The 24,041-nt window shown below is 65.1% G+C and carries 20 protein-coding genes; 9 read left to right on the top strand and 11 right to left on the bottom strand.

Annotated features, from left to right (window positions below; all coding sequences use genetic code 11):
- Positions 1-7 precede the first annotated feature (7 nt).
- Both ACOOFO_RS06415 and ACOOFO_RS06410 read right to left on the bottom strand, forming a co-directional pair.
- Complete coding sequence (locus ACOOFO_RS06415) at positions 8-1,180, bottom strand: MFS transporter (RefSeq protein ID WP_420429093.1); 1,173 nt, start codon at positions 1,178-1,180, stop codon at positions 8-10.
- Between the two features lie 12 nt (positions 1,181-1,192).
- Positions 1,193-1,414 (bottom strand): hypothetical protein, encoded by a 222-nt coding sequence (locus ACOOFO_RS06410; RefSeq protein ID WP_420429091.1) that lies wholly within the window; start codon positions 1,412-1,414, stop codon positions 1,193-1,195.
- A gap of 162 nt (positions 1,415-1,576) precedes the next feature.
- Here ACOOFO_RS06410 and ACOOFO_RS06405 point away from each other — a divergent pair, with 162 nt between their 5' ends.
- On the top strand, positions 1,577-1,714 hold the full coding sequence (locus ACOOFO_RS06405) for a DUF3096 domain-containing protein (protein ID WP_420429089.1): 138 nt from the start codon (positions 1,577-1,579) through the stop codon (positions 1,712-1,714).
- On the opposite strand, the gene ACOOFO_RS06400 is transcribed toward ACOOFO_RS06405, so the two are convergent.
- Both ACOOFO_RS06400 and ACOOFO_RS06395 read right to left on the bottom strand, forming a co-directional pair.
- Complete coding sequence (locus ACOOFO_RS06400; RefSeq protein WP_420429087.1) at positions 1,711-3,111, bottom strand: adenylate/guanylate cyclase domain-containing protein; 1,401 nt, start codon at positions 3,109-3,111, stop codon at positions 1,711-1,713. The two genes, ACOOFO_RS06405 and ACOOFO_RS06400, sit on opposite strands and share 4 nt — an antisense overlap.
- 62 nt (positions 3,112-3,173) lie before the next feature.
- Positions 3,174-4,688 carry a SulP family inorganic anion transporter gene (locus ACOOFO_RS06395; RefSeq protein WP_420429085.1) on the bottom strand — a complete coding sequence of 505 codons (1,515 nt, stop codon included), beginning with the start codon at positions 4,686-4,688 and terminating at the stop codon, positions 3,174-3,176.
- 397 nt (positions 4,689-5,085) lie between these two features.
- Between ACOOFO_RS06395 and ACOOFO_RS06390 the strand changes: the two genes are divergently transcribed.
- Complete coding sequence (locus tag ACOOFO_RS06390; protein WP_420429083.1) at positions 5,086-6,642, top strand: HDOD domain-containing protein; 1,557 nt, start codon at positions 5,086-5,088, stop codon at positions 6,640-6,642.
- A 60-nt stretch (positions 6,643-6,702) separates the two neighbouring features.
- Here the strand turns inward: ACOOFO_RS06390 and ACOOFO_RS06385 are convergent, their stop codons facing one another.
- A complete protein-coding gene (locus ACOOFO_RS06385; protein WP_420429081.1) occupies positions 6,703-7,377 on the bottom strand; it encodes a TetR/AcrR family transcriptional regulator in 675 nt (224 codons plus the stop codon).
- 132 nt (positions 7,378-7,509) lie between these two features.
- Between ACOOFO_RS06385 and ACOOFO_RS06380 the strand changes: the two genes are divergently transcribed.
- From ACOOFO_RS06380 to ACOOFO_RS06355, 6 genes are all read left to right on the top strand, one after another.
- Positions 7,510-9,981, top strand: coding sequence for a TIM-barrel domain-containing protein (locus tag ACOOFO_RS06380; RefSeq protein ID WP_420429079.1), 2,472 nt, complete (start codon positions 7,510-7,512; stop codon positions 9,979-9,981).
- Between the two features lie 131 nt (positions 9,982-10,112).
- Positions 10,113-11,081 carry an alpha/beta hydrolase gene (locus ACOOFO_RS06375; protein ID WP_420429077.1) on the top strand — a complete coding sequence of 323 codons (969 nt, stop codon included), beginning with the start codon at positions 10,113-10,115 and terminating at the stop codon, positions 11,079-11,081.
- A 176-nt stretch (positions 11,082-11,257) separates the two neighbouring features.
- Positions 11,258-12,475, top strand: coding sequence for a GDSL-type esterase/lipase family protein (locus ACOOFO_RS06370; protein ID WP_420429075.1), 1,218 nt, complete (start codon positions 11,258-11,260; stop codon positions 12,473-12,475).
- A 77-nt stretch (positions 12,476-12,552) separates the two neighbouring features.
- The gene (locus tag ACOOFO_RS06365) at positions 12,553-12,774 is read left to right on the top strand and encodes a hypothetical protein (protein WP_420429073.1); all 222 of its coding nucleotides are present in this window, start codon (positions 12,553-12,555) and stop codon (positions 12,772-12,774) included.
- A gap of 119 nt (positions 12,775-12,893) precedes the next feature.
- Complete coding sequence (locus tag ACOOFO_RS06360; protein WP_350163720.1) at positions 12,894-13,103, top strand: dodecin family protein; 210 nt, start codon at positions 12,894-12,896, stop codon at positions 13,101-13,103.
- Positions 13,104-13,355: 252 nt separating this feature from the next.
- Positions 13,356-14,867: an alkaline phosphatase PhoX gene (locus ACOOFO_RS06355; protein WP_420429071.1), complete on the top strand. Its 1,512-nt coding sequence runs from the start codon at positions 13,356-13,358 to the stop codon at positions 14,865-14,867.
- A gap of 66 nt (positions 14,868-14,933) precedes the next feature.
- On the opposite strand, the gene ACOOFO_RS06350 is transcribed toward ACOOFO_RS06355, so the two are convergent.
- The 6 genes from ACOOFO_RS06350 to ACOOFO_RS06325 form a co-directional block, all read right to left on the bottom strand.
- A complete protein-coding gene (locus tag ACOOFO_RS06350) occupies positions 14,934-17,048 on the bottom strand; it encodes a PQQ-dependent dehydrogenase, methanol/ethanol family (protein ID WP_420429069.1) in 2,115 nt (704 codons plus the stop codon).
- A 76-nt stretch (positions 17,049-17,124) separates the two neighbouring features.
- A complete protein-coding gene (locus tag ACOOFO_RS06345) occupies positions 17,125-18,075 on the bottom strand; it encodes a fatty acid desaturase family protein (RefSeq protein ID WP_420429067.1) in 951 nt (316 codons plus the stop codon).
- Positions 18,072-18,905 carry a PaaX family transcriptional regulator C-terminal domain-containing protein gene (locus ACOOFO_RS06340; RefSeq protein WP_420429065.1) on the bottom strand — a complete coding sequence of 278 codons (834 nt, stop codon included), beginning with the start codon at positions 18,903-18,905 and terminating at the stop codon, positions 18,072-18,074. Before ACOOFO_RS06340 ends, ACOOFO_RS06345 begins: the two co-directional genes overlap by 4 nt.
- 179 nt (positions 18,906-19,084) lie before the next feature.
- Positions 19,085-19,969 (bottom strand): metal-dependent hydrolase, encoded by an 885-nt coding sequence (locus ACOOFO_RS06335; RefSeq protein WP_420429063.1) that lies wholly within the window; start codon positions 19,967-19,969, stop codon positions 19,085-19,087.
- Between the two features lie 247 nt (positions 19,970-20,216).
- Positions 20,217-21,350, bottom strand: coding sequence for a diguanylate cyclase domain-containing protein (locus ACOOFO_RS06330; protein ID WP_420429061.1), 1,134 nt, complete (start codon positions 21,348-21,350; stop codon positions 20,217-20,219).
- Between the two features lie 709 nt (positions 21,351-22,059).
- Positions 22,060-23,058 (bottom strand): AraC family transcriptional regulator ligand-binding domain-containing protein, encoded by a 999-nt coding sequence (locus tag ACOOFO_RS06325; RefSeq protein ID WP_420429059.1) that lies wholly within the window; start codon positions 23,056-23,058, stop codon positions 22,060-22,062.
- A 110-nt stretch (positions 23,059-23,168) separates the two neighbouring features.
- On the opposite strand from ACOOFO_RS06325, the gene ACOOFO_RS06320 reads away from it, so the two are divergent.
- A complete protein-coding gene (locus ACOOFO_RS06320; RefSeq protein WP_420429057.1) occupies positions 23,169-23,804 on the top strand; it encodes a sterol desaturase family protein in 636 nt (211 codons plus the stop codon).
- Positions 23,805-24,041 lie beyond the last annotated feature (237 nt).

Below are 24,041 nucleotides of genomic sequence, written 5' to 3'. Positions count from 1 at the left end.
CCCGCCCTCAGGCCACGGGCACCTCGCGGCGGAGCAAGTGGCGCCCAAAGACGAGCCCGATGCAGGGCCCGAGCGCCAACGGCAACAGCAGCCATGCCGGCGGCAGCAGGTGCTGCAGCGCCTCCAGCAGGCTGAGGCTGACCACCGTGATACCAAATCCGATGGAGTTGAGCAGCGTCAGCGCCGAACCAACGACGGCAGGAGGCGCGTGTCGCGCACTCAGTGTTGAGAACTGCGGCGAGTCGCCGGCTACCGTCAAACCCCACAGCATCAGAAATCCCAGCAGCAGCGGCAGTGGCGCGAAGAACAACAGCGGGGATAGCAGACAGCAGCTGCCGGATACCGCGAGCTGCCCAAGGGCGACACGCCCACTGCCCACCCGCGCGGCCAGGTAACCGCCGCCTGCGCAGCCGACCGCACCCAGGGCGATGATGGCGAAACTCGCCAGCGACAGGTCCGCGCCCTGCACGCCCCAGGCCATCAGCCAGACGGGCACAAAGGCCCAGAAAGCATAGAGCTCCCACATGTGCCCGAAGTAGCCGAGGGCCGCCGCGCGGAAGTCCGGTACGCGAAAGGCCCGCAGCACGCCGCTGAAACGCACCGCGCCGCCGCGCGCAAGATGCGGTCCTTCCGGGACTCGCGCGACGAGCAGCCCACCCAGCACCGCCGCCACGGAGGTGGCCAGCAGCACACCCTGCCAGGGCCAGTCCGCACCCAGGGCCTGCACCAGATGCGGCGAGGCGGTTCCCAACACCAGCGCCCCCACCAGAAAGCCGAGCGCGCGCCCCAGCCCGCCGTGATACCAGGCCGCGGCGATCTTCATCCCGACGGGATAGACGCCGGCAAGGAAGAAGCCCACCAGAAAGCGCAGCCCCAGCACCACGCCGAGCATATCGATCAGGGCGATGACCAGCGCATTGCACACCGCGGCCAGCAAGGCACAGCCCAGGAACAGGCGGCTCGGGTGAAAGCGGTCGGCCAGGCCAAGCACTGCGAACAGCAAGGTGCCGCTGATGAAGCCCAGTTGCACTGCCGTGGTCAGCAGCCCCTCGCCACCGCTCAAGCCCCAGTAGCGTTGCAGATCGATGATGACGGCATTGACGGCAAACCAGACGGAGGTGGCCAGCAGTTGGCCGACCACAATGGCCGGCAATATCCAGCGCGGCGGTGACTGCGCCATGCTGGTGGCCGCCTAGGCGGGCGCCAGCCCGCCGCGCCCACTGCGCGGCAGCGCTTGCACACCAGCGTTAGTGGCGGCCTCGCGCGCCTTCGTCAGATGCCGTGCATCGCCACCCTTCATGGCGCCGCTACCGTTGACCGTTGTGGCATCGAGCGCACGGTCGTCGCCGATCACCAACCACCCCCGATTGAGGCGCAACGGCATGCCTTCGGCGCAGTGGCGTTTCATCTTCATGGTCATCCCGTGGTCTGGCGGCGCTTGAGGGACAGCGCCCGGAATGGCACATGCTGCCAGCAACGGCGCGCAACCGGGTGGCGATGATGGGCGTCCATGCCCACGATTTGCATGCAGCCATGCGCTGTGCGACAACCGGGGACCATCCCACGGAGCCGGACCATGACCCTTCACCTCGAACTGGCGCCCCTGCTCGCACTCGTCGCCGGCATTGCCATTCTGGTATGGCCGCGTCTGCTCAGCCGGATCGTTGCCATCTATCTGATTGCCGTCGGCGCGGTCGGGCTCTTCGGACTCTAGGAGGGGGCGCCTTCGATGCGCCGGGAACGGCGTTTACGGCCGCGCAGCCTGCGCCACTTCTTCCGCCGCCGGTGCTCCGGCACGTAGGGCGGGAGCACATCGGCCGACACCGCACACACCGGAATCGGATCGGTGAAGCCTTTCAAGGGCTGTGGTGGTCGCTCCTGGGTGTGGATGCCGTCGTCGGGATGCAGGGCCTCCACGGTGCGGGTGTCGGACAGCACCTCTCCGTCGTCGGCGCGATCGCAGAGGCGCGCAGCCAGATTCACCGGATTGCCGATGGCCACGTATTCCAGCCGGCTGGCCCCCTGGATGGCACCCACCGTGGCGTGACCTGTTGTGACGCCGGCACCGATCCCGAGCTCGGGCGCACTGGTCCGCAGCAGTGCCTGCCCTTCCCGCACCAGCTGCAGCGCGAGCAGAATGGCGCGGCGCGCGTGATCGTCCACGCGGGCCGGCGCTCCCACCAGAATGAGGACACCATCACCAGCGTGATCCTTGACGGTACCGCCATGCTCGGCGGCCACCCGGCCGATGACCTGGTAGTAGTCTTCCAACAGCGTCACCACGCGCTCCGATTCGGCCGTCCGGGCAAAGCTGGTGAAGCCGCGCAGATCGCACACCACCACACTGAGCAAGCGGCGCTCGCGATGCAGGGCGCGCTCCATGCCTTCCAGCCGCACCATGCGCGCGACCTCGGGCGAAAGGAACTGGCTCATGAACTGACCGCGCCGGCTCTGCAGGATCAGATAGCGCACCGAGCCCGCGATGAAGATCAGCAAGGCCATGGCCACGCTGAAGGGCACCCAGTCCTCGCGAATCATCAAGCCCGCCAGCAGGAAGGGTGCTGCCAATGACAGCGATATCAATCGGGCGCTCTCGGCCGGATCGATGCGCATCATCAGGAGCAGGCCCACCGCCACCGTGGCAAGCAGGACACTGGTGCCGAGAATGGGCGCGAATATGGCCCATTCCAGGGGACGCACGGTGACCATGCCGGGGGCATTGCTGGCCGCCTGCTCGGGCGCGATTGCCAGGTAGCCGATACTCAGCCCCCAATACACCACGATCAGCACCTGGCTGGCGATGAACAGGCTCGTAATTGTGATCCGGAACCGCTGTTGTGCCGTCTGGCCGATGCGCCGCGCCCACTCGACGCCAGCGCCCATGGCAATGGCTTCCAACGTGGCGATGATGGCCGCCGTCACCCAGCTCCAGAAGGTGAGGCCGTCGTGCGGGACCTGATCCAGCAGCAGCCGCGACCCGATGGCGAGCAGGCACAGCGCCAGCGCGCGGCTGGCCGGCATGTGCCGATCGAACCAGGCGAAGATCGCCCCCGCCCCAAAGGTCATCATCCCCAGCAGGATGATGGCGTCGGCCGATGATTCGTTCACCATGGGCCTCTAGTCACCGCCGGTTGCCACCGCCTGTCGCGCGCACCCATGGCCGTGCCGGTGCCTCAGGCGAGCTTGTCGTCCGCGACGTGGTAGCGCGGGTCTTCGTGGTAGTCGACGATGATCATGCGGCGCGCCTTGTCCATGAGTTCCGTGCAATCCGGGCTGAGATGCCGTAACGATACATGCTTGCCTGCGCGTTGATAGCGCTCGGCCAGCGCGTTCACGGCTTCGATGGCGGAATGGTCCATCAGCTTGGCATTGCGGAAGTCGATCTCCACGCGCTCCGGATCCTCGCGTGGGACGAACTGCTGCGAGAAGTTGGCGGCCGACGCAAAGAAGACCGTGCCTTCCACCTCATAGACCTTGCGCCCATCCGGCATGTCGCGGCTGCTGACCCGCACCTGCTTGGCATGCTCCCAGGCGAAGACCAGCGCCGACACGATGACGCCCACCACCACGGCCGCTGCCAGATCGACCGCCACCGTCACGGCTGCCACCAGCAAGCCCACCAGCACGTCGGACGGCGGCACCTTGCCGAAGAGACGGAAGCTGCCCCATTCGAAGGTCTTTTCCGCCACCACGAACATGACGCCGATCAGCGCGGCCAACGGGATCTGCTCGATCAGCGACGAGCCAAACAGGATGAAAGAAAGCAGGAACAGCGCCGTAGCCACACCGGAGAGGCGATGCAGCGCACCGTTGCCGACGTTGATCATGCTCTGCCCGATCATGGCGCAGCCGCCCATGCCGCCGAAGAAGCCCGTCACGACGTTGGCCGCGCCCTGCGCGGCGGATTCCTTGTTGGGCCGCCCCCGCGTCTCGGTCATGTCATCGATGAGATTCAGCGTGAGCAGCGATTCGATCAGACCGATCGCCGCCAGAATCAGCGAATAGGGCAGGACCACCATCAGCGTGTCCAGATTCCAGGCCACCGCCGGCACCTGGAAGCTGGGCAGCCCGCCGGCGATGGAGCCGAGATCACCCACCGTGCGCGTGTCGATGCCCAGCCCCAGGGTCAGCAAGCTGACCGCCACAATGGCCACGAGCGTGGCCGGTACGGCCTTGGTCAGCCTGGGGAAGAGATAGATGATGGCCACCGTCAGCGCGGTCAGTCCCATCATCAGATACAGCGGCATGCCGGACATCCAGACCTGCTCGCCGTCGGTGCCCGCTACCTTGAAGTGCCCGAACTGGGCAATGAAGATGACGATGGCCAGCCCGTTGACGAAGCCGAGCATGACCGGGTGCGGCACCATCCGGATGAACTTGCCCAGTCGACACGCGGCGAAGAGCAGCTGAAACACTCCCATCAGCACCACGGCGGCAAAGAGGTACTGCACGCCGTGCGACACCACCAGGCTCACCATCACCACCGCCAGCGCGCCCGTGGCCCCGGAGATCATGCCCGGCCGCCCTCCGAACAGGGAGGTGATCAGGGCCACGATGAAGGCGGCGTACAAGCCAGTCAGCGGCGACACCTGCGCGACCAGCGCGAAGGCGATGGCCTCCGGAACCATGGCCAAGGCCACAGTGAGACCGCTGAGAAGATTCGTCTTGAGCACTGCGGGGGACATCATCGAGGGACATTTCTCCAGAAAAAATCAGCCCTGTCCCGGCGACGCGACCGTCGTCGAGCCAAGGCGTGGGAAGCATTGCGGTAGCGCGGCTGGTGGGGGTGCAAACCCGCCTCGCCGCCATCCGGGTCGGATGCGAGCACGCTCCGACCGCGTGTTGCGGTGCACAATTGTCCACGAGTGATGGCGGCCCGTCTACCCCGAGCGGGGTCCCACGCGTGCCCGGCACCGTCATTGAGAGCGGGCTCGCAGGACGCGGCTCGACCTCAGTCTTCGCGCCCGTCGGCCGATAGTGTGCGTTGCGGGAATCGATTTGCCTGAAATCGCAAGCAATTCACTATAGTGCGATGGACCCCGATCGAGCGGGGCGTCACACGGGTAGCGCGTGGACAAGAACAGCATGAAACCCTTAGCCGCCGTAGTGCCCTCGGAGGACGGACCCACCACGCTTGCCGAGTGGGTGACCGTGCTGACGGAAAAGGAACTGCCGGTCTTCGCGCGCACCGTCAGCAATGTCAGCCAGGTGGCCGGCAACCCCGACGCCAGCGCCGGCCATCTGGCAAGCGCCATCATGAATGACGCGGCCATGGCCGCGAAGCTGCTCAAGATCGCCAACAGCCCGGTGTTCAGTGCGGGCCTGGAGCCCATCCGCACCATCAACCGCGCCGTGGTGGTGCTTGGCTTCGATTCCGTGCGCAAGCTGGCGATTTCCCTCGCCATTATCGAGAACGTGCTGGAGGGTCAGAGTCAGGAGTCGGTCATGCGTGAAATGGCCACCGCCTTCCATACCGCCAGCCAGGCGCAAGGCTTGGCGTGGAGCGTGCTCGGACCCCGCAACAGCGATGAGGTGTTCGTTGCCGGTCTGTTGTTCCAGATCGGCCAGCTTGCCTTTCTGGGCAGCAGCGATGCGCGCGTCGACCGCTATCTGATCGCGCGCGCCGCCATGCAGGACGACCCGGACGCCTTGGTTCGCATGGAGTACCGGCTGCTGGGTGTCGAGCTGAAGCAGCTATCGCGCCAACTTGCCGAGCAATGGTCGCTGGGCAACGTCCTCATCAAGGCGCTTTCCAGCCCCATCGACGGCCCCGCCCGCATGGTGACCACCGGACGTCAGATCGCCGAAACTGTGGCACGTCACGGCTGGGATGCCCCCGCCACGCGCCGATTGCTGGCCGACACCGCCAAGCGCCTGAAGCTCAATGCCAAGGCGCTCGGCGAGCAAGTGCAGCAGCGCGCTGAAGCCGCCCGGCAGGCCGCCAAAGACTGCGGTGCCGACCGCGTGGCGCCCTTCATTCCGATGGCGTCGGGCACCGAAAGGGTGGCTCCGAGTTCATCCGCCACTGCGTCCGCCACCGACGCCGACACCGAGCGTGATATCGACGAGGCCACCGCCCAGCCGCACGCCGACGGCGAAGCAGCACCGGGCATCGATATCCTTCAGCCCGACCCCGCCTACCAGCTCGACATGCTGCAGAAGCTGGTCGAGCTCCGGCTGGACCAGCCCGACCTCAACAGCCTGATGCGCACCACGCTGGAGGGCATTCACCGCGGTATTGGCATGGACCGTACTGTCTTCGGCCTGCTCACGCCGCGACGCGACCGCGTGCTTGCCAAGCACGCGCTGGGCGATACCGCCGCAAGCTGGAAAGCGGCCTTCCACTTTGCCTTGTCGCCCGAGATCAACGCCCTGCTCTACGACGTGGTGCACGACCAGGAAGCCCTCTGGATGCACAAGGCCGCGCCGCACGCACTGCGCGCGCGTCTGGGCGGTGGCTTTGCCGACTTCTGCGGCGACAGCGACTTCATGCTGCAGCCGGTGCGGATCGGCGATACCCCCATCGGTGTGCTCTATGCCGACCGGCATCTCAGCAGCCGCAACATCGGTGAAGCCGACTTCCGCAGCTTCCGACAGTTTGGCAAGGAACTGCTGCTGGGTATGCGCCTGCTGGCGCGCTAGGGCTTCCGCCTGCGCCGCGCCGGCCGGGAGGGACCCCGGCAAGCACACTGCGCCGTGCCTCTAGTCCAGCCAGCCTGGAATGCCGAGCTCGCGCCCGATACCGCCAAAGATGCGCACGGTGCCATCGACAAGCTCATCGATGGGCTGCTTGAAGTCGGTGGCGATCCAGCCCTGGCAGAGGTGAATGATGGCCCCAATGACGCCGCGCGCCATGACGGTCAACTCCGCTTCCGTGGCCGCGCCCGCAGGCAGGAAGGGCCGCGTGAGGGACAGCACCAGCTCCACAAAGGCACCGAACTGCTTGACGTAGAGGCGGCCCAGCTCGCTGCGTACTGACATCGCCTCGATCATCATCAGCCGCCCTTTGGCGGGATGCTCGGCGACGAAGGCGAAGGTCTCGTGGACCCCAATGCGTACCAGCGCCCGCGCATCCTGTGCATGCGGTGCGGCGGCAATGGCGATGCGCTGCAGCAGCTCGCGGGTGACGCGTTCAAAGGCCGCGGTCAGCAGCGCTTCCCGATTCTCGAAGGACTCGTAGAAGTAGCGCTTGGTGAGCCCCGCCTCCCGGCAGATATCGTCGATGGTGGTGGCGACAAAGCCCTTGTCGCCGATCAACGCCATGCCCGCGACAAGCAGCTTGTCGCGACGCTCGGCCTGCCGGGTGCTCGCCTCCTTGCCCGCATATTTCCGGTGCGGAGACCGCGTCGACGCGGTGGCGGATTGCGTTTCCTTCATGGCGGGCAATGGCGGGCGGGGAATATTTGACACGTCAAAGTATCAAAAATAATAATTGAAACGCTACCGTGTCAGATAGCGACAGCCGCTGCGCATTCCCCTGCCTCCCGCCCCTGCCTTCCCTGTGCCGCCATGAACGCCAACCGCTTCCCTTCGCTTCGTCATTGGGCCCGCCATTGCGCCAGCAGCGCCCTGCTCGCGCTGCTCGTCGCCTGCTCGGGCAGCGAACCCGCCAACACGACGGCGCAGAGCGCCACGGGCAGCATCCGCCAGGACAATGCGCGCTTCACGGTCATCACGCCCACCCTGATCCGCCTGGAATACGCCGAAGACGGTGCATTCGAGGATCGACCGACGCAGACCGTCGCGACCCGCCCTGCCGCCACGACGGCCTTCTCGCACCGCATCGATGGCGAAGACCTGGTGATCGAGACCTCCAAGCTGCAGCTGCGCTACACACGCAACTCCGGCCCCTTTGCCGCCGATAACCTGGTCATCGAGCTCAAACGGGGTGAGGAAACCATCCGCGCACGGCCGGAATGGTCCTTCGCACCCCAGCCCGGCAATTTGGGCGGCTGGCGGCGCGGGCTGGACAATGAACGCAACCCGCAACCGCTGTTCGAGGGCGTACTCAGTCGCGCAGGCTGGTACCTGATCAACGACAGCGGCACTGCGCTGTTGACCGAGGAAGCACCCGGCTTTGAAGTGCGACCCAGTCGCAGCGGCAGCTATCAGGACGGCTACTTCTTTGGCTATGGCCTGGATTTTCAGCAGGGTCTGGCCGACCTGCGCACGCTGACGGGCGCCGCCCCGCTGCTGCCGAAGAAGGCACTGGGGGTCTGGTTCTCGCGCTGGTGGAGCTATACCGACCCCGAGTGGCGCGACCAGGTGCGTGAATTCCAGACGCGCAATGTGCCACTCGATACCGTCTCCCTGGATACCGACTGGAAGCTTGTGCACAACCAGCTGGGCTGTGAGGTCTTCAATGTCGTCATCCGTGCCCGCCCAGGCGACCCCTGTTCCTGGAACGGCTGGGACTGGAACCGCGACATCTTCCCCGACCCGGACGGCTTCGTGGACTGGCTGCACGAGCAGGGCATCGACGTCGGCCTGAATGTGCATCCCTCCATTGCCGGTTCGGACCCGGCCTACCCGGCTGTGGAAGCCAAGACCGGCGGGCTCATGCAGGACGACGCCGATCTGCCATGCACTTTCCTGCAGGCCGACCCGTCCACGCCCTGCTATGTCTTCGAATGGACCCAGCCCGCGCAGCTGGACGCGTATTTCGACCTGCACGAACCCATCGAAGCGAACGGCATCGACTTCTGGTGGCTCGACTGGTGCTGCGAAGGCTCCCGCGCGCAGGCGCCCGGCCTGTCCGCCGACACCTTCATCAACGCCGCCTACGCCAAACAGCACGAGGCCATGGGTTCGCGCTGGCCGGCCTTTTCGCGCATCGGCGGGTCCTTCCAGAAAGGCAAGGCCGGCGCCGACAACAACGGACTGGGCGCCTTCGCCGAAGGTCGGAGCACGATCCACTTCACCGGCGATACCTGCTCCACCTGGGAGCTGATGACCTTCCAGGCCGAAATGACGGCGGCCGAGGGCAACATCGGCCTGCCCTATGTCTCGCATGACATCGGCAGCTTCGTGGGAGAGCCGCTGCCTGGCCAGGAGTGCAACAACGCGGTCAACACCGACCCGAATCCGCCGGAGAACATGTACGTGCGCTGGATCCAGTTCGGCACCTTCGAGCCGATCATGCGCCTGCATTCCCACCACGGCGAGCGCCTGCCCTGGGAGTACGGCGGTCGGGCCGAACCCATTGCCACGGCCTTCCTGCGCCTGCGCGGTCAGCTCGTGCCCACGATGTATACGCTGAGCCGGGTCGCGCATGACACCGGGCTTCCCATGGCGCGCGCCATGTATCTGCAGTGGCCGGAATACGAGGCCGCTTACGACTATCGCAGCCAGTACACAGTCGGCAAGGACATGCTCGTGGCCTCGGTGGCCGCGCCCGGCGACCCGGCCACCATCCAAATGTGGATACCGCCCGGCGAATGGGTGGATTTCTTCACCGGGGAGGTGCTGACGGGTCCGGCCGAGATCAGCCGCAGCGTCCCGCTGGAGCACTACGCCGTCTTCCTGCGCAAGGGCGCCATCCTGCCCTTGCAGCCGGAGCTGCTCACCAGCCCGCACGGCCCGCAGGACAACCTGATCGTGCACGTCTGGCCGGGTGCGGACGGCGCCTTCTCGCTGTACGAGGATGAGGGGCGCGGCTTTGCCTTCCGCGAAGGTGCCTACCAATGGACACCCCTGCGGCTGCAGAGTGCGGCGGAGGGGACCTGCGAGCAGTTGATCATCGATGCGGCACAGGGACAGGACTTCCCCGGCGCGCTGACGAGCCGCAGCTGGGAGGTGCATTTCCGGAACCAGGCAGCCCCGCAGAACGTGCGCATCAACGGTTCGGCCATCCCGTCGGGAAGCGGCACGCCCGGCTGGCGCTTCGACGCGGCGGACCAGCGCGTCATCGTCAAGACCGGGGAGCAGAACACCGACCGCCCCACCACCGTCGCCGTCGGCAGCGGCGGGGCGTGCTCGTGATGCCCTCGCCCCAGGCAGCGCATCCTTGTTCGGACCCCGCCCCCAAGTCTGCATCCCGGAGATGGCGCACGGCGACAGGGAGACACTTCGCGAAACAGGCTTTCGTCTACGGCGCACTGCTGCTGTTGCTGATGCCCCTTGCCGGCTGCGGCGATCAGCAGGCGGCCGACCCAGTATCGCTCGGCGAGGCACCGCCTTTCCCGGGCGCCTACTACCTGGAAGACGATGCGGCATGCCCGCCGCCGCAGTGCTTCGAAGCCTCGATCCCGGTGCCGGAATCGGTCTCGATCACCGACAGCCGGGTGCGCATCATCGTGCCGGCGGACTACGGCCAGCCGGGCCGCTCGTGGCCGGTGCTTTATCTGCTGCACGATGCGCCCGGCGACTTCCGCAGCTGGACCGAGCGGGGTCAGGCCCACGCCACCCTCAAGGACCTGCCGGTGATCGCCGTGATGCCGGACGGCGGTGGCGGCACGCCCGGCTGGTATTCAGACTGGGAAGACGGCAGCTTCCAGTGGCAGACCTACCACATGGAGGTCCTGCTGCCCTACGTGGAGCAGCACCTCCGCGCGCGGGGCGACGGTGCCCGCGCCATCGCCGGTCCGTCGATGGGGGGCTATGGCGCGATGCACTACAGCGCCAGCTATCCCGGGCGCTTTGTGGCGGCCGCCGGCTTCAGTGGCGCGGTGGATTTCCTGCACCTTGACCGCGTCAGTGCGCTCTATGCCTTTCTGGCCGGCTTCACCGGCGTGACTCCGGGCCCGGCGATCTGGGGCGACCCGGTCACCAACTACGCGCGGTGGCAACAGCAGGACCCGGGTTCGCGAGTCGAGCAGCTGCTGGGTACGCGCATCTTTCTGAGCAGCGGCAATGGCCTGCCCGGCGGTCCCCACGACAACCTGCCCGCAGGGGCGCCGGAATACGCCATCGAACCCTTTCTGCTGATGATGAATCAGAGCTTCGCCAACACGCTGACGGCCGCGGGCGTGCCGGTGGAGACGCTGTTCTACGGCCCCGGCTACCACAACTGGCCGTATTACCGCGACGGCTTTGCGTGGGCCTTGCCCGGCCTGCTAGAAGCCATCGGTGTCGATCCGTGAACACCACGGTCTCGACGCCGCATGGCATACGCGCGGCCGTGCTGGCCGCGGCAGCCCTGCTGGGCGCTTGTAGCGGGAGCCCTTCTTCCAACGCGTCCGGCGGGCCAATATCCTCCCCCACGCAGAGCGGCGCTGCCCGCTGCGCCACCGCCACCGCATTGCCCGCGGATCAGCACGTGGTCACGAGTTGGCGGACCGCACCCGGCGATGCCCTGATCACGCATCCGATCACCGGCCTTTCCGTACGGCAATCCTTTGCGCCGCACTGGGCCGGCGAGGTCGTGCGTCTGCGCCTGTCCAACCGCTACAGCAGCGTGCCGCTGACGCTGGAGAACGTGCATCTGGCGCTGGAGGCCGAGGCGGGCGGCGCGGCCATGGTTCCGGGCTCGGCGTGCCCGCTCACCTTCGACGGCGGCCGGCGCATCACCCTTGCGGCCGGCGAGACGGCGGTCAGCGACCCGATTCACTTCCCGGTTCGGCCCTTTCAACGCGTGGGTGTCAGCTTCTTTGCGCCCGAAGTCACGCTGCAGATCACCCGCCACCTCAACGCCAACGAGCATCTCTATATCAGCATCCCCGGCGACCACGCCGCCGATGCCACCGGTGCGGCCTTCCTTCAAGTGCCGGATGGCTACGCCAGCAACTTCCTGGCGATCGAAGCGCTGGAGGTTGCCGCGCCCCGGGCGGTGCGGACGCTGGTCGCGGTGGGGGATTCCATCACCGATGGCTCCGGTTCGGCGATCGCGATTCCGGACGGGACGCCCGCCGCCATGACCGCCACGGACCAGCGCTATCCGAATCACCTGCAGCGCCGCCTGCTGACGGCGGGCCTGCCACTCACCGTGGCCAACGCCGGCATCGGCGGCAATGAACTGCTCGGCCCCGGGCTCCTGCCGCAGTTCGGACGCGGCCTGATCGACCGCTTCGACGCCGACGTGCTCTCCGTGACGGGCGCAACGCATGTGCTGGTCATGATCGGCACCAATGACTCCGGCAACGCGCTGCCCGGCCAGGTCCCAAGCGCTGAGGCGATGATTGCTGGCTACACCCAGCTCATCGAACGCGCCCACGAGGCAGGCCTCAAGATCATTCTCGGCACGATTCCGCCTGCTGAAGGCACCGTGATCGATGGGTTGCCCGTTGTCGGCCGGCTCGGACTCCCGATAGGGATCATGCACGGTACGGCGGAGGCGCGGCAGTCGCGCGATGCCATCAACGCCTGGATTCGCGCGCAGACGCTCAGCGACGGCATCGTCGACTTCGACGCCTGTCTGGAAGACCCGCTGCGCCCCGGCTACCTCGCGCCCGAATACAACAGCGGCGACAACCTGCACCCCAATCCGGCCGGCTATCGGGCGATGGCAGATTGCGTGGACCTGGATCTGCTGCGCTGATGGCCGCAGTGCTGCATCGACACCCATCGCGGCGCCCGCCCCATCCATAATGCGGGCTGAGTCCAACGGATTCCGCCATGCACCCCCATCTTGGATTGCGCCCGATCAGCGCCATTCTGGCAGCCGTGTTGTTGTCCGCCTGTAGCCAGCAGACGCTCTACTACAGTACGCAGCCACTCCGTCTACAGGATTGCGCGCAAGGCTCTCAGGCAGAGCAGCACCGCTGCGAGGCCGATGCACGGGCCACCTATGCCGAGCACGCGGATGCAACGGCGCCGCAGCCGGTCGCGGACCCGTAGCGCGTTCCGAAAGCCGTAGCCCCGCCCCCGTTGACCCGTGCCCCGTCATTGCGTGAGGGTGGGAGTGTGGAGTCTGCGCGCAGGCTTCTCGCTCATCCACATGAAAAGGAGAAAGCGAAATGGCCGAAAGCACCTACAAAGTCGTCGAATTGATTGGCAGCAGCACGGAATCCTGGGAAAAGGCGGCTTCCGCGGCCGTGGAAAAGGCCTCCCAGCATCTGCGCGAACTGCGCGTCGCCGAGGTCTCCGAACTCGACATGGCGCTGCAGGACGGCAAGGTCCAGGCCTACCGCGCCAAGGTGAAGGTCTCGTTCAAATACGAAGACTAGGAACACCGACTGCGGCGCCCGTGCAAGGGTGGGTCTGCCGCCTGCACCGACTGACCGATCGCTCTCCGCGATACGCAATCCCCCCTGGAGAATCTCGCGCGAGGCGCTTGGGTCATCGGGCGCCGTCAGCCGTCTGAAACGCCATGGGCCGCTCGCGGCATCACGCGCCGTCGAGCGGTTCGTGGCTGTTTCATGTGCGCGTCATAATCCTGACCTACTTTGCTGTGTGGTTCACTGAATCTGTCGACACTGATGACGCGCCCTCCTCTTCTGAAGCGACGCACCGTATTGCGCTACCTCTTCCTCAGCGGCGGTGCAGCCGCTGCGCCGGCGTGGCTTTCCGGCTGTAACAACAGCAGTTCAGGCGACCCTGCGACGGCACCTGAACCTGCCCCCGCACCCCTGCGGGAAATCAATCTGCAGCCGGGCCCACTCAGCAGCATCCCGGACCTCGGCCCCGCGAATGCAGATGGTGTGGCCATCCCCAACGCAGAAGGATTCTCCGTTCGCGCAGTAGCGCGCACCGGGACGCCGCCGGCGATCGCGAACAACCCGTTGGCGTTGTATCCCTGGCATACCTTCCCCGATGGAGGTGCCACCTATGCACGCGACAACGGTGGCTGGATCTATGCCTCGAACAGCGAGTTCATTCCGGGTGGCGTGGGCGCACTGGTCTTTGACCCACCGCCGCAGGAGGATCCCAGCGCACCGGCACCCATCGTAGACGCCTACCCGATCCTCACCGGCACCATCGTCAATTGCGCCGGTGGCAAGACGCCGTGGGGCACCTGGTTGTCGTGCGAGGAGTACGACAACACCAACCTTGATACGGACCCATTTCCCGACCTGCCCTTTGGCCCGCAGGACCTGCCACTCGATATTGTCCAGGCGGGGCGCGTCCACGAATGCAACCCCTACGGCAGCATCATCGACGCCGCCGTCAAACCGGCGCTGGGGCTTTTCTCGCACGAAGCCGCCGTGGTCGATCTTCCCAACCGCACGGTCTATCTGACGGAAGACACCGGCGATGGCCGCTTCTACCGTTTTGTCTGCAACGAGGATGACGTCATCGATGACGGCAACGGGGGCGAGCGACTGCGCATGGAGTCCGGCACCCTGCAAGTGCTCAATATCGAAGGCTTCGAAGACGACGGCTATCCGGAGGACGTCTCGGAGTTGCTCACCCTGCGCCCGGTGACATGGAAAGATGTCCTGCGGCCCACCGAGGGCCAGCAAGGCGTGCGCGCGAGCATGAGCAATGCGCCGGGCACGCGCTTCCGGGGTGGCGAGGGCATGTGGTTTTACGAACTGCCCGAGCCGCTGCGCATGACTCCGGCAGGCGGGTCGGTACCGACCCAGGGGATCGTCTTCTTCTCTACCAAGGGCGATAACCGGATCTGGGCACTGGACGTCGAGAATCAGCTCATCGAGGTGGTGTTCGACAACGAGCAGATCGAGCCTGACTTCAACGATGTCGATAACGTCACCGTCAGCCCCTGGGGAGACCTTCTGGTGGCCGAGGACGGTCCTCTGCAGCGCATCATGGTGGTGATCCCGAACCAGGGTGCCCGGGTTCTCATCCAGACCAACCACCCAGGCTCGGAAATCACGGGACCGGCTTTCTCGCCGGATGGCAGCCGGTTGTACTTCAGTTCCCAACGCGGGCCCAACATCGAAGGCGTGTCCCTGCCGGAGAACGACGAAGCCAGTGGTACCGGCGTGACCTACGAGTTGTTCATCCCGCCCGCTTTCCGCGGCAACTGATGCTCGCAATGATGCGGCGGTGCGGCTGACCAAGACGACACCGCCGCATGCCAGGACGCCGTGGGCCTACCACCCCCACTTGGCAAGTTGCATCTTCAGCAGCAGCACCAGGAAGTCCCAGACCGCCGCGATCTGCGACCACACCGAGGGTTCGTAGTGGGCCTGCTGGCGGATGTAGTGGCGCATGGCTTCCAACTCCTCGCCGCTGAGTTCAGGGAAGTTCGGCATGCCACGCTGCAGCAGCGCCCCCTCCTGGACAATGGAGGCGAATGCGGAAGCCGACAGCGTGGTGGGCGAAGCGCGCAGATCCGGCGCGTAGCCACCGGCCACGGCCGCCGTGCCATGACAGATCACGCAGAGACGGCTGAAGACTTCCTTGCCCTGCTCGGCTTGCTCGCGATTGACCACGAAGTCGGCATCCCTGATCGGTTCGGGCCGCGACGGCGGCGGTGACGGCGGCAGCGCGGCCTCACCGTCCAGCGCAAAGACCAGCAGACGACGCGGGTGCATGCGCCCCACCCAGCCGTGCTGCGCGCCGAGCGAGCCCAGCAGCATCTGGCTGCCGCCCCAGCCGGCCAGAATGGCAACGTACTGCGTGCCATCCACGCTGTAGGTCATGGGCGCGGCCTGCGTGCCCACGCCCATGTCGTAGCGCCATACTTCCGCGCCGGAGACGGCATCGTGCGCCACAAAGCTGCCGTCGGCCCGCCCCTGGAAGACGAGATCACCGGCGGTGGCGATAACACCGCCATTGACCACACCGGGGGTATCCACCGACCACACCCGCGTCTGGGACACCGGATCCCAGGCTTCGAGCGCGCTGGTCCCGGCGTTGGCGGGAATATCCTCGTAGAAGCCCTTGAGCCCCATGGGGTCGTTGGCGGTCAACTCCCAGCTCTGCGGTTCCCGGCCTTCGTCGTTGTAGTAGCCGGGCATCTCGCGGGTCGGAATATAGGTCAGGCCGCTGCGTGGGCTGAAGGCCATCGGATGCCAGTTGTGGATGCCTCCGGAGCCGGGCCAGATCAGCGCCTCGCCATTCTCGTAGCGCGCGCCGCGCACTTCGATGGGGCGCCCGGTTTCCAGATCCACGCCTTCGGCCCAGGTGACCTTGCCCAGCTTCTCGGCCGAGATCAGGCTGCCGTCTTCGCGATCCAGCACGTAGAAGAAGCCGTTCTTGGGCGCGTGTAGCAGTGCCTTGCGCGGCACGCCGTCGACGGTGAGATCGGCCAGCACCATATCCATGGCCGAGTTGAAGTCCCAGCTTTCGCCCGGCGTGGTCTGGTAATGCCAGACATATTCACCGGTATCGGCGTCCAGGGCCACCACCGAGCACAGGAAGAGATTGTCGCCGCCCTCGGGCGAACGCAGCTTGTGGTTCCAGGGCGAGCCATTGCCGGTGCCGATGTAGACGCGGTTGAACTCCGGGTCGTAGGTCATCGAATTCCAGACCGTACCGCCGCCCCCGAACTTCCACCATTCCCCGGTCCAGGTTTTTGCGGCCATCTCCATGGCAGCGTTCTCGAAACCCTCGGCCGGGTTGCCGGGCACGGTGTACCAGCGCCAGCGCTGCGCGCCGGTCTCGGTGTCGTAGGCGGTGACGTAGCCGCGCACATGCCCGAAATCCGCGCCACCATGGCCGATGATGACTGTGTCGTTGAAGACCCGCGGTGCGCCGGTGATGTAGCGGTTGTCGCCGGGCTTGGTGGTCAGCACCGTCCAATCTGGCTCGCCGGTTTCGGCGTCGATGGCGATCAGCCGGCCGTCCTGCACGCCGACGTAGACGCGTCCCTTCCAGAAGGCCAGGCCGCGAATCCCCCAGGCCATGCGCATCTTCCGGGGGTCGACCTGCGGGTCGTAGGTCCAGAGCACGGCGCCGGTCTTGGCATCCAGCGCGTAGACCTCGCTGTAGCCCACGGCGAGGTAGATCACGCCGTCCACGGCCAACGGCTGCGAGGACACGTTCCAGATGTCGTTGAGTTCGACGCTCCACGCCAGGCCAAGGCGTTCGACCGTCTTGCGGTTGATCGCGTCCAGCGGGCTGAAGCGCTGTTCGTCGAAGTTGCGTCCCCAGGCGGCCCAATTCGTGCCGTCGGCGGTGTCCGCCAGACTGCTTTGGTTCACCTCCGCCTGCGCCGCGCCACAACACAACAGGACCGCCCACAGTCCCAGCCGAATCCGCATGGTTGTCTCCGAATCGTTATCCGGCTCACCCTAGCCGGAGGCTACCTGTTTCGACCTACTGCAAAAGCGGTATGCCCTAGGCGGCACTGGCCTGTCGCAGGACCTCGGCATAGCCGGCGCATGGCGCCACCAGACCGCGATCACGCAGCCTGCGGTTCAGCGTCTTGAGGCGGTAGTAGGGCACCGCGGCCATCAGGTGATGCTCGACGTGATAGTTCACCTGAAAGGGCGCCACGGTCAGCCGCGCCAGCCAGTTGGCGTGCGTGGTGCGCGTGTTCTTCAGCACCTCCGCGCCGCCTTCGGTGCAGGCGTGCTCGGCGATGGAGCGAATGCGCACATAGAGGCTGAAGGTGGTGAGATAGGCCACCACCCAGGCGCTGTAGGCCCAGAGCGCGCCGCACGCCGCCAGCACACCGGCGAGCACGCCATTGGCGATCAACACCGGCCCCATATTGCGGAGCCCGTCGCGTAGATAGTCCCGCCAGGTACGCCCTTCCTGCGGCAGGCGTTCCACCTCGGCCGCCACCGTGTACCTGAGGATGCCGAGATCCATGCCGATGAGACCAATCACGCGGCGGATGCCGGAACGCCCGCTGAGATCACGCAGCAGCTTGCGTCGCAGCGAGGCCCGGCTGCCCGGAAAAGGACGCACCAGGCTCATATCCGGGTCCTTGTCGGTGCCGGTGTGGACGTGGTGGCCCATGTGGTGCTGCCGGTAACGCTTGACGTCGGTCCAGATCGGCCGCGCGACCAGCCAATCGGTCAGCACCTCGTTCATACAGCGCGTCCTGAACAGGGTGGTGTGCGCGGCTTCGTGGGTGAGTACGGCGCAGGCCAGTTGTTGCCCCCCCAGCAGGGCCACCGCCAACAGAAAGGTCAGCGGATGGGGGAATGCAATCAGCACGGCAAAGATGCCGGCAATAGCCAGCCAGACCTGCGTCACCGCCCACGCGCCGCGCAGGTCGGACTTGCGGGTCAAGGCCGCCATTTCTTCGCGGCTGAGCACATCACGGATGGCAACACTCATTGCAGGACCCCGGTGGTGGGTTGTTCTTCGGACATGAAGGGCATGCCAATACGAATCTGATACAGCCGCTGCCACAGCGCCTTGCCGGTTTCGTCGAAGCGCTTCACGGTTTCCAGATAGGTGTGGCGAGCCTCGGCGTCGATCATCGGCGCGGGCAGCCAGGGATCAAAGACCAGGGAGCGCACGGCCTGCGCGCCCATGATGTACACCTCGCGGGCAGCGACCTCAGCCTCCAAGGCCTGATGCCGGGCGAGCCATTTCTCCAGCCGCTGGCGATCCTTGCGGTAGTGGGCGTTCAGGCTGCGCGCATCCCAGAGCCGGGTGATGGCATCCATGCGCTGGCTGTCGAAATCACTGGCGGCGAAGACGGCGGCCTCGTCTTCCATTCCCAAGGCCTGCAGACGGCTGCGGATGAAGTCGGCCCCACCCTGGAAATTGTCGGGGCGCACGTACAGGTCGCGATCCAGTTCGCGCAGCCCGCACATGGTCAATGCCCGTTCCCGCCGTTGCCACGTCTTGCGGTGCGAGCGGCGCAAGCTGCCGGTGTACACCGCCACGTAGCCGCCATGCCAAGGGGCCAGCTGCTGCTCCATGGTCTGCCAGCTGGCCACCTGGTCCGCCAGGCTCTGCACCGGCAGGCCCAGCGTGTAACTGCCACGCCCCGCGGCCTCGATCAGACCGTCTGCGGACAGACGCGTCAGCGTCACGCGGACATTGTTTTCCTTGATACCGAACAAGGCACAGGCATCGATCAGCGAGCGCACCGTCAGCGGCTGCCCGTCAGAGACGAGCAACAACCCGAGGATGATCTTCTTGGCGGTGAGCTCCACGCGGATATTACGAATGCTGATACTGACTTCAGTCTACGTAATATTTGCCGTGGAGAAAAGCACTCGAGATTGCGCCGTGTCAGCCGCGAGCGCCCTACAACCCGCTACACCGTGCTGCATTAAACACGTTTGCAGCCAACTGATGGACGGTGCTTGCTCTACGAGGTGGTCGCTGCTTGCTACGCCGCCGCCCCGTACATCGCCTCCCCGGCCGCAATGGGGTTCGCACCACGCTGGTAACTCTCCACCCAGTCCATGTAGTTGTGGACAGTGGGAATGTCATTGGGATGGAAGCCGGGCCGGTAGTAGCGGGCAATCATCGGCAGCAGTCGCCCCAGCACCTTGCCGAGCGCCCAGGGCATGTGCTGCGTGTAGATTGCCAGCGCTTCGCGCGGGCTGTAGCCGTCCATGCGCAGCATGAACCACGGCGAAATCAGCGTGTACAAGGTGAAGCTGAAGGTGGCGTGCGTCATCGCCGCGCAGCGCTTGAAGTAGCCCACCTTGGCGACCTGCTTCATGACATCGAAGGCCACGGCCTTGTGCTCCATTTCCTCGATGGCGTGCCAGGCAAACATGGCGCGAACGCGCTCATCGGCACCCGCCAGCATGGATTTTTCGGCGAAGAACAGATCCGCCATCATGGCCGTGAAGTGCTCCAGCGAGGCGGTCAGCGCCAGGTTGTATTCCGGCGAGTAGCGCCGCATGCGCGTTTCCTCGATCTGCCGGGTGTGCTTGGTGAAGGCTTCGATCGCAATGCCCTGGCGCTTCAGGCGCTCGTTGTATCGGGTATGCACCATGCCGTGCTGGCCTTCCTGGCGGATGAAATCAGTGACCTCCGCCTGCAGTGCCGGGTCTGTGATGCGGTCACGGAAGGCGCGCACGGCCTTGATGAAGTAGCGCTCACCATCGGGAAAGGTGGCCTGCACCGCGTCGAACATGCGCGTCTTGTACGGATTGTTGGCCAGCCAGTAGCGCGGAATGTCATCACCATCCAGACCGAAATCCAGGTTCTCGCGGACCACGATCGGTTCCTTGTGCTGCTTGCGGCGGTGTGCCCGTGCCATGCGTTCCTCCTCATCCCAAAGCTCAAAGCATGATCTGCATGCTACGGAGCGCCCCCCGGCCGTACTAGGTGCGACGGCGACAGAAAGGGAACATTTCGTGACATTCAGCGCTGGATTCACGCCTCGCCTGCATGCGGGCACGAGCGCCTGCGCCGATGCCGTGGCGGTCCAAAGGTCTCCGCATGAAGAAGGCCGCTGTAGCGGTCACCCCCGACGGCCGCGCTGCATGCGATCCATCAGTCGCGCTTCATCCGCGCGATGCCTTGCGGGCAGTCGGGACCGCCAGCGCCTCCGGCTCTGCAAGCAAGGCGTGGTCCTTTCCCGCCCGCTTTGCGCGGTACATGGCGGTGTCCGCCAGCTGGACCAGTTCGTTGGGCTCCTTAGCCTGCTGTGGCGACAATGCCACGCCGATGCTGGCGCCAACATGGAATGTTCCATACACCGTCACCACAGGTTGGCGAATCACCTGAATCAGTGTTTCGGCGATCTTCAATGCCTCCTGGGCACCGGAAACCCCCTCCAGAATCACAATGAACTCGTCGCCACCACTACGACCCAGCGTGTCTCTCTCACGCAGGCTTTGCTTGAAGCGCTGCGCCACTTCGATCAGCACGAGGTCACCGGCTTCATGGCCATAGCTGTCATTGACGGCTTTAAAGGCATCGAGGTCGATAAAAAGCAGCGCGAGCTGGCCGCCATCCCGCTCCATGTGCCTGAGCGCGTGCTCCAGACGCTCCATGGCGAGCTTCGCGCGAGGAACGCCAGTCAATTCGTCATGGACGGCGAGACGCTCGATTTCCGTACGCTGAAACTCAACCTCCCGCAGCAAACCGAGGATGGTGCGGTTCTGGCCTGCGACGGCAAGAAAGACCAGAACCGGCAACAGCACAAAGCCGACCGCCATCGTGGACCAGGTGGAGGCATCCCGGAGATAGGCGTTGGCATCAAATGGCAGGCTCAGTACCCCCGTGACGAAGCCCCAGCCCGTGAGCGCCACCGCCACCAGGATGGGGACCAACACCAGCATCGCCGCCCGGACCGAATACACGATCGCCACCACCAGCGCGCTCATCACCAACCACCACGTACCGAAGCCGAGGATCCCGAGATTGATGAGCCCGCCAAGCCCCACAAACCAGAACACGGCCAGTATCAAGCCGGCTTTCAGCTGCCAAGACAACCGCGCACGAACAAGAAACAGGGCGACAACAAAAAAGCCGAGCGCAATGTGCACCCCGTACAGCGGCAACCATCCGGTCAGGTGAATCCGGGAGAGTGAGGCTGGCACGCCCACCAAGGCAATCAGCACCAACCCCGCCAACAGCCGATCAACCAGCACGTGCCGCGTGGCAAACAGCCGCTGTTCGATCGAGTGATTCATTGATGGACCGAACGCTCCTTCCTTGGTTGAGGTTTCACAGATGCACCCTACGACGCCCTCCATCCATTCTTGCGGCAGCGCCGGACCGCCATAGTCTCACTGGCAGCGCGATGTCGCGTACGGAGGCAGGGATCATTGGCGCAGGCGGGCAGATGCGCGGCGCCGCACCAACGGCCCTTGACGCCGCAAACGCAACCGATCAGGGCAAGCAACCACAACGGCACCCACCTCCACACAGCTCCAGCATGAAGAAGCGTACCGGCTGATTCCGCGAAGCGAGCTCACCCATAACGTGCAGCGTTGATCCGCGGTTGGAAATGTCTGTCGAAGCCGGCTTGATACCGGCGCGCGAAGCCATGCAAAACGGCGTTGCACACGGCACAAGAATCCCCTTGCGCGCGTGGGTTCCCACGGCTAGTGTGATGAGACAGTAATAAAGGAAGACTGCGCGATGGCAATGACGCCACGAGCCCCTTAGGCGCAGGTACGGCGCCGCGCACGCACGCTGTTCTGGGCCGCAAGCACCATGCTGCTTGCGGGCTGCGGTACCAGCTCGCCCCCCAGTGACACGCCAAACGAGAGCGCTCAGACGACGCCTTCTGAAGAGACACCCACCGAAGACGTTCGAGCTGTCGGGTCCCGGATGATCACCTCCTTCACAATAAGCGCCCGCGATAAAGCGGCATTCAATCCGCTAACCTCGTCGGCGTTACGCGACCAGCAAACGCCTCCGATAATGCAAAGGTGTTTGCCCGGACCAGGACTTGAAGGCGCGGTTGAATGCGCTTTGTTCGGAATAGCCCAGCATCAGTGCGATCTCGGGCAACGAAAGACGTCGATCGGCCAGGTAACGTCGAGCCAACTGGAAACGCATCTGGCTCAGCAAGACCTTGTAGGTCACGCCGCGTGACTCCAGGCGACGATAGAGCGTGCGTTGCGGAACGCCCATGGTGTCCGCCACCTGCTTGATCGACGGCTGACCTTCCTGCAGCGAACGCAGCATCACCTGCTGCAATTCGGACAGAAAGGCATCGGGCTGTGGAAGCACCTGCAGCAATGCCTCCGCCTGTTGCTCCAGAACGGCCTGCAGGTGTGGGTCCCTGCTGTTGATCGGCCACGCCATCGTCGCAAGCGGCAAGTGGATAAATAGTGTTCGTGCTTCAAAGCGAACCGGGCAGCCCAGCAATTCCTCGTAGACATCGGTCATTCCCGGCGCGGCCTCGGGAAACTCCACCAGGGCCGGGATAAGCGTCGCCCGGCCGGTCAGGTTTCGCAAAAGACTGAGCAGGCCCGACACCAGTACTTCGTTGGAAAGCAGCGTGGATTGACCGTAGGACGGATCCCAACTCAGCCGCAAGGTCTCACCTCTCTGGTCGACAAGATTCGGAGTGAGGTTGTGCAGCAGCGGCTGAAAACGCTGGAAACGCAGCAGGGCCTCCCCCAGGGTCTCGCAGGAGGCGCCCAGATAACCGAGTACACCAAGGTGATGCACCTTGACCTGCCGGCCAATGCACAAGCCCAGGGCCGGTCGCGGTTGCACGCGGGCCAGCTCCTCAAGCAGGGCCCACCAGGCCGTGATCGGCAGGCGTTGGCTGGCTTCGTAAGCTTGCAGCTCGGCGCGCAGTTCAGGCGCATCCAGAGCCTGCTCATCAAGATAGTCGCAGAGCAACCTGCCCAGCCCGCCCCAGACATAGACCTCATCGGTCACGCAGGATCTCCTTGGCACGGAATGTCAATAATTGCGATCCATGATCAAGACAAAGCGGTTATTGCGCAATAACCATAGGCACCTTGTCATCACCAGATGGAGACATTCAGATGATCGGTTTCCCTATCGGTTTGCTGGCCGCCAACGCCTTCGAGTGGTACGCCCACAAGACCTGGCTGCACGAATATCCGGCCAAACACCGCAACAGCCCTTTCTTTACCCATATCCGCCATCACAAGCGGGCGCGCACGAACGCGTTCCACGACGAGGGCTATGTCAATTCCATGTGGCGGGACCAGGAGATGTTCAACGAAAAGATCGCACTGATCGGGCTGGCCGCCGCAACCACGGTCGTGGCACCGATGGCACCGTTCTTTACCCTGGGCACCTGGTACGGGGCCTGGAAATACTGGTCGGTGCACAGCAAGTGTCATCTAGACCCCGACTATGCTCGGAACCGGATTCCCTGGCATTACGACCACCACATGAACGCCAGCCAGGATGCCAACTGGTGCGTCACGCGCCCCTGGTTCGACTACATCATGGGCACCCGTGTGATTTCCGACAGCAGTGTCGCCGAAACCAATCCGCTCGGCATGCGCCTGCCGGCCATCGTGGAGAAACCGGTCAACCGGATCGCGCGCAGGCTGCTTCCCAAATCCTACGCGCGCATCGCACAGCGCTCGCTCGAGGACGCGGTGAAGCGTGAACAGGGTGTGACGCTGGCCGTTGCTGACGTTGCCTGACGCGTAATAGGGGACAGACCACGGCTTGTCTCTCTGCCTCAAAACGTCCGCTTCCGGCGCAACCCGGAAGTAAAGACGCAAACATCGCAGGCACACTTCCAAGGCTGACGCAACGCCCCTGCATCTCGAAAGGGTATTGAGAATGCAGTCTTCGTGATGCGGGCTAAACCGCCGTGGGTATAAAACCAACGAGCTTGGCGGCGTTGCAGGGGCCACGCATTCTCAAGGTGTTTCACA

The organism is Algiphilus sp. (assembly GCF_965216485.1).
In the GTDB taxonomy this organism is placed as follows: Bacteria; Pseudomonadota; Gammaproteobacteria; order Nevskiales; family Nevskiaceae; genus Algiphilus.
The sequence above is the reverse complement of the archived record's forward strand: the minus strand, read 5'-3'. Positions and strand labels throughout refer to the sequence as shown.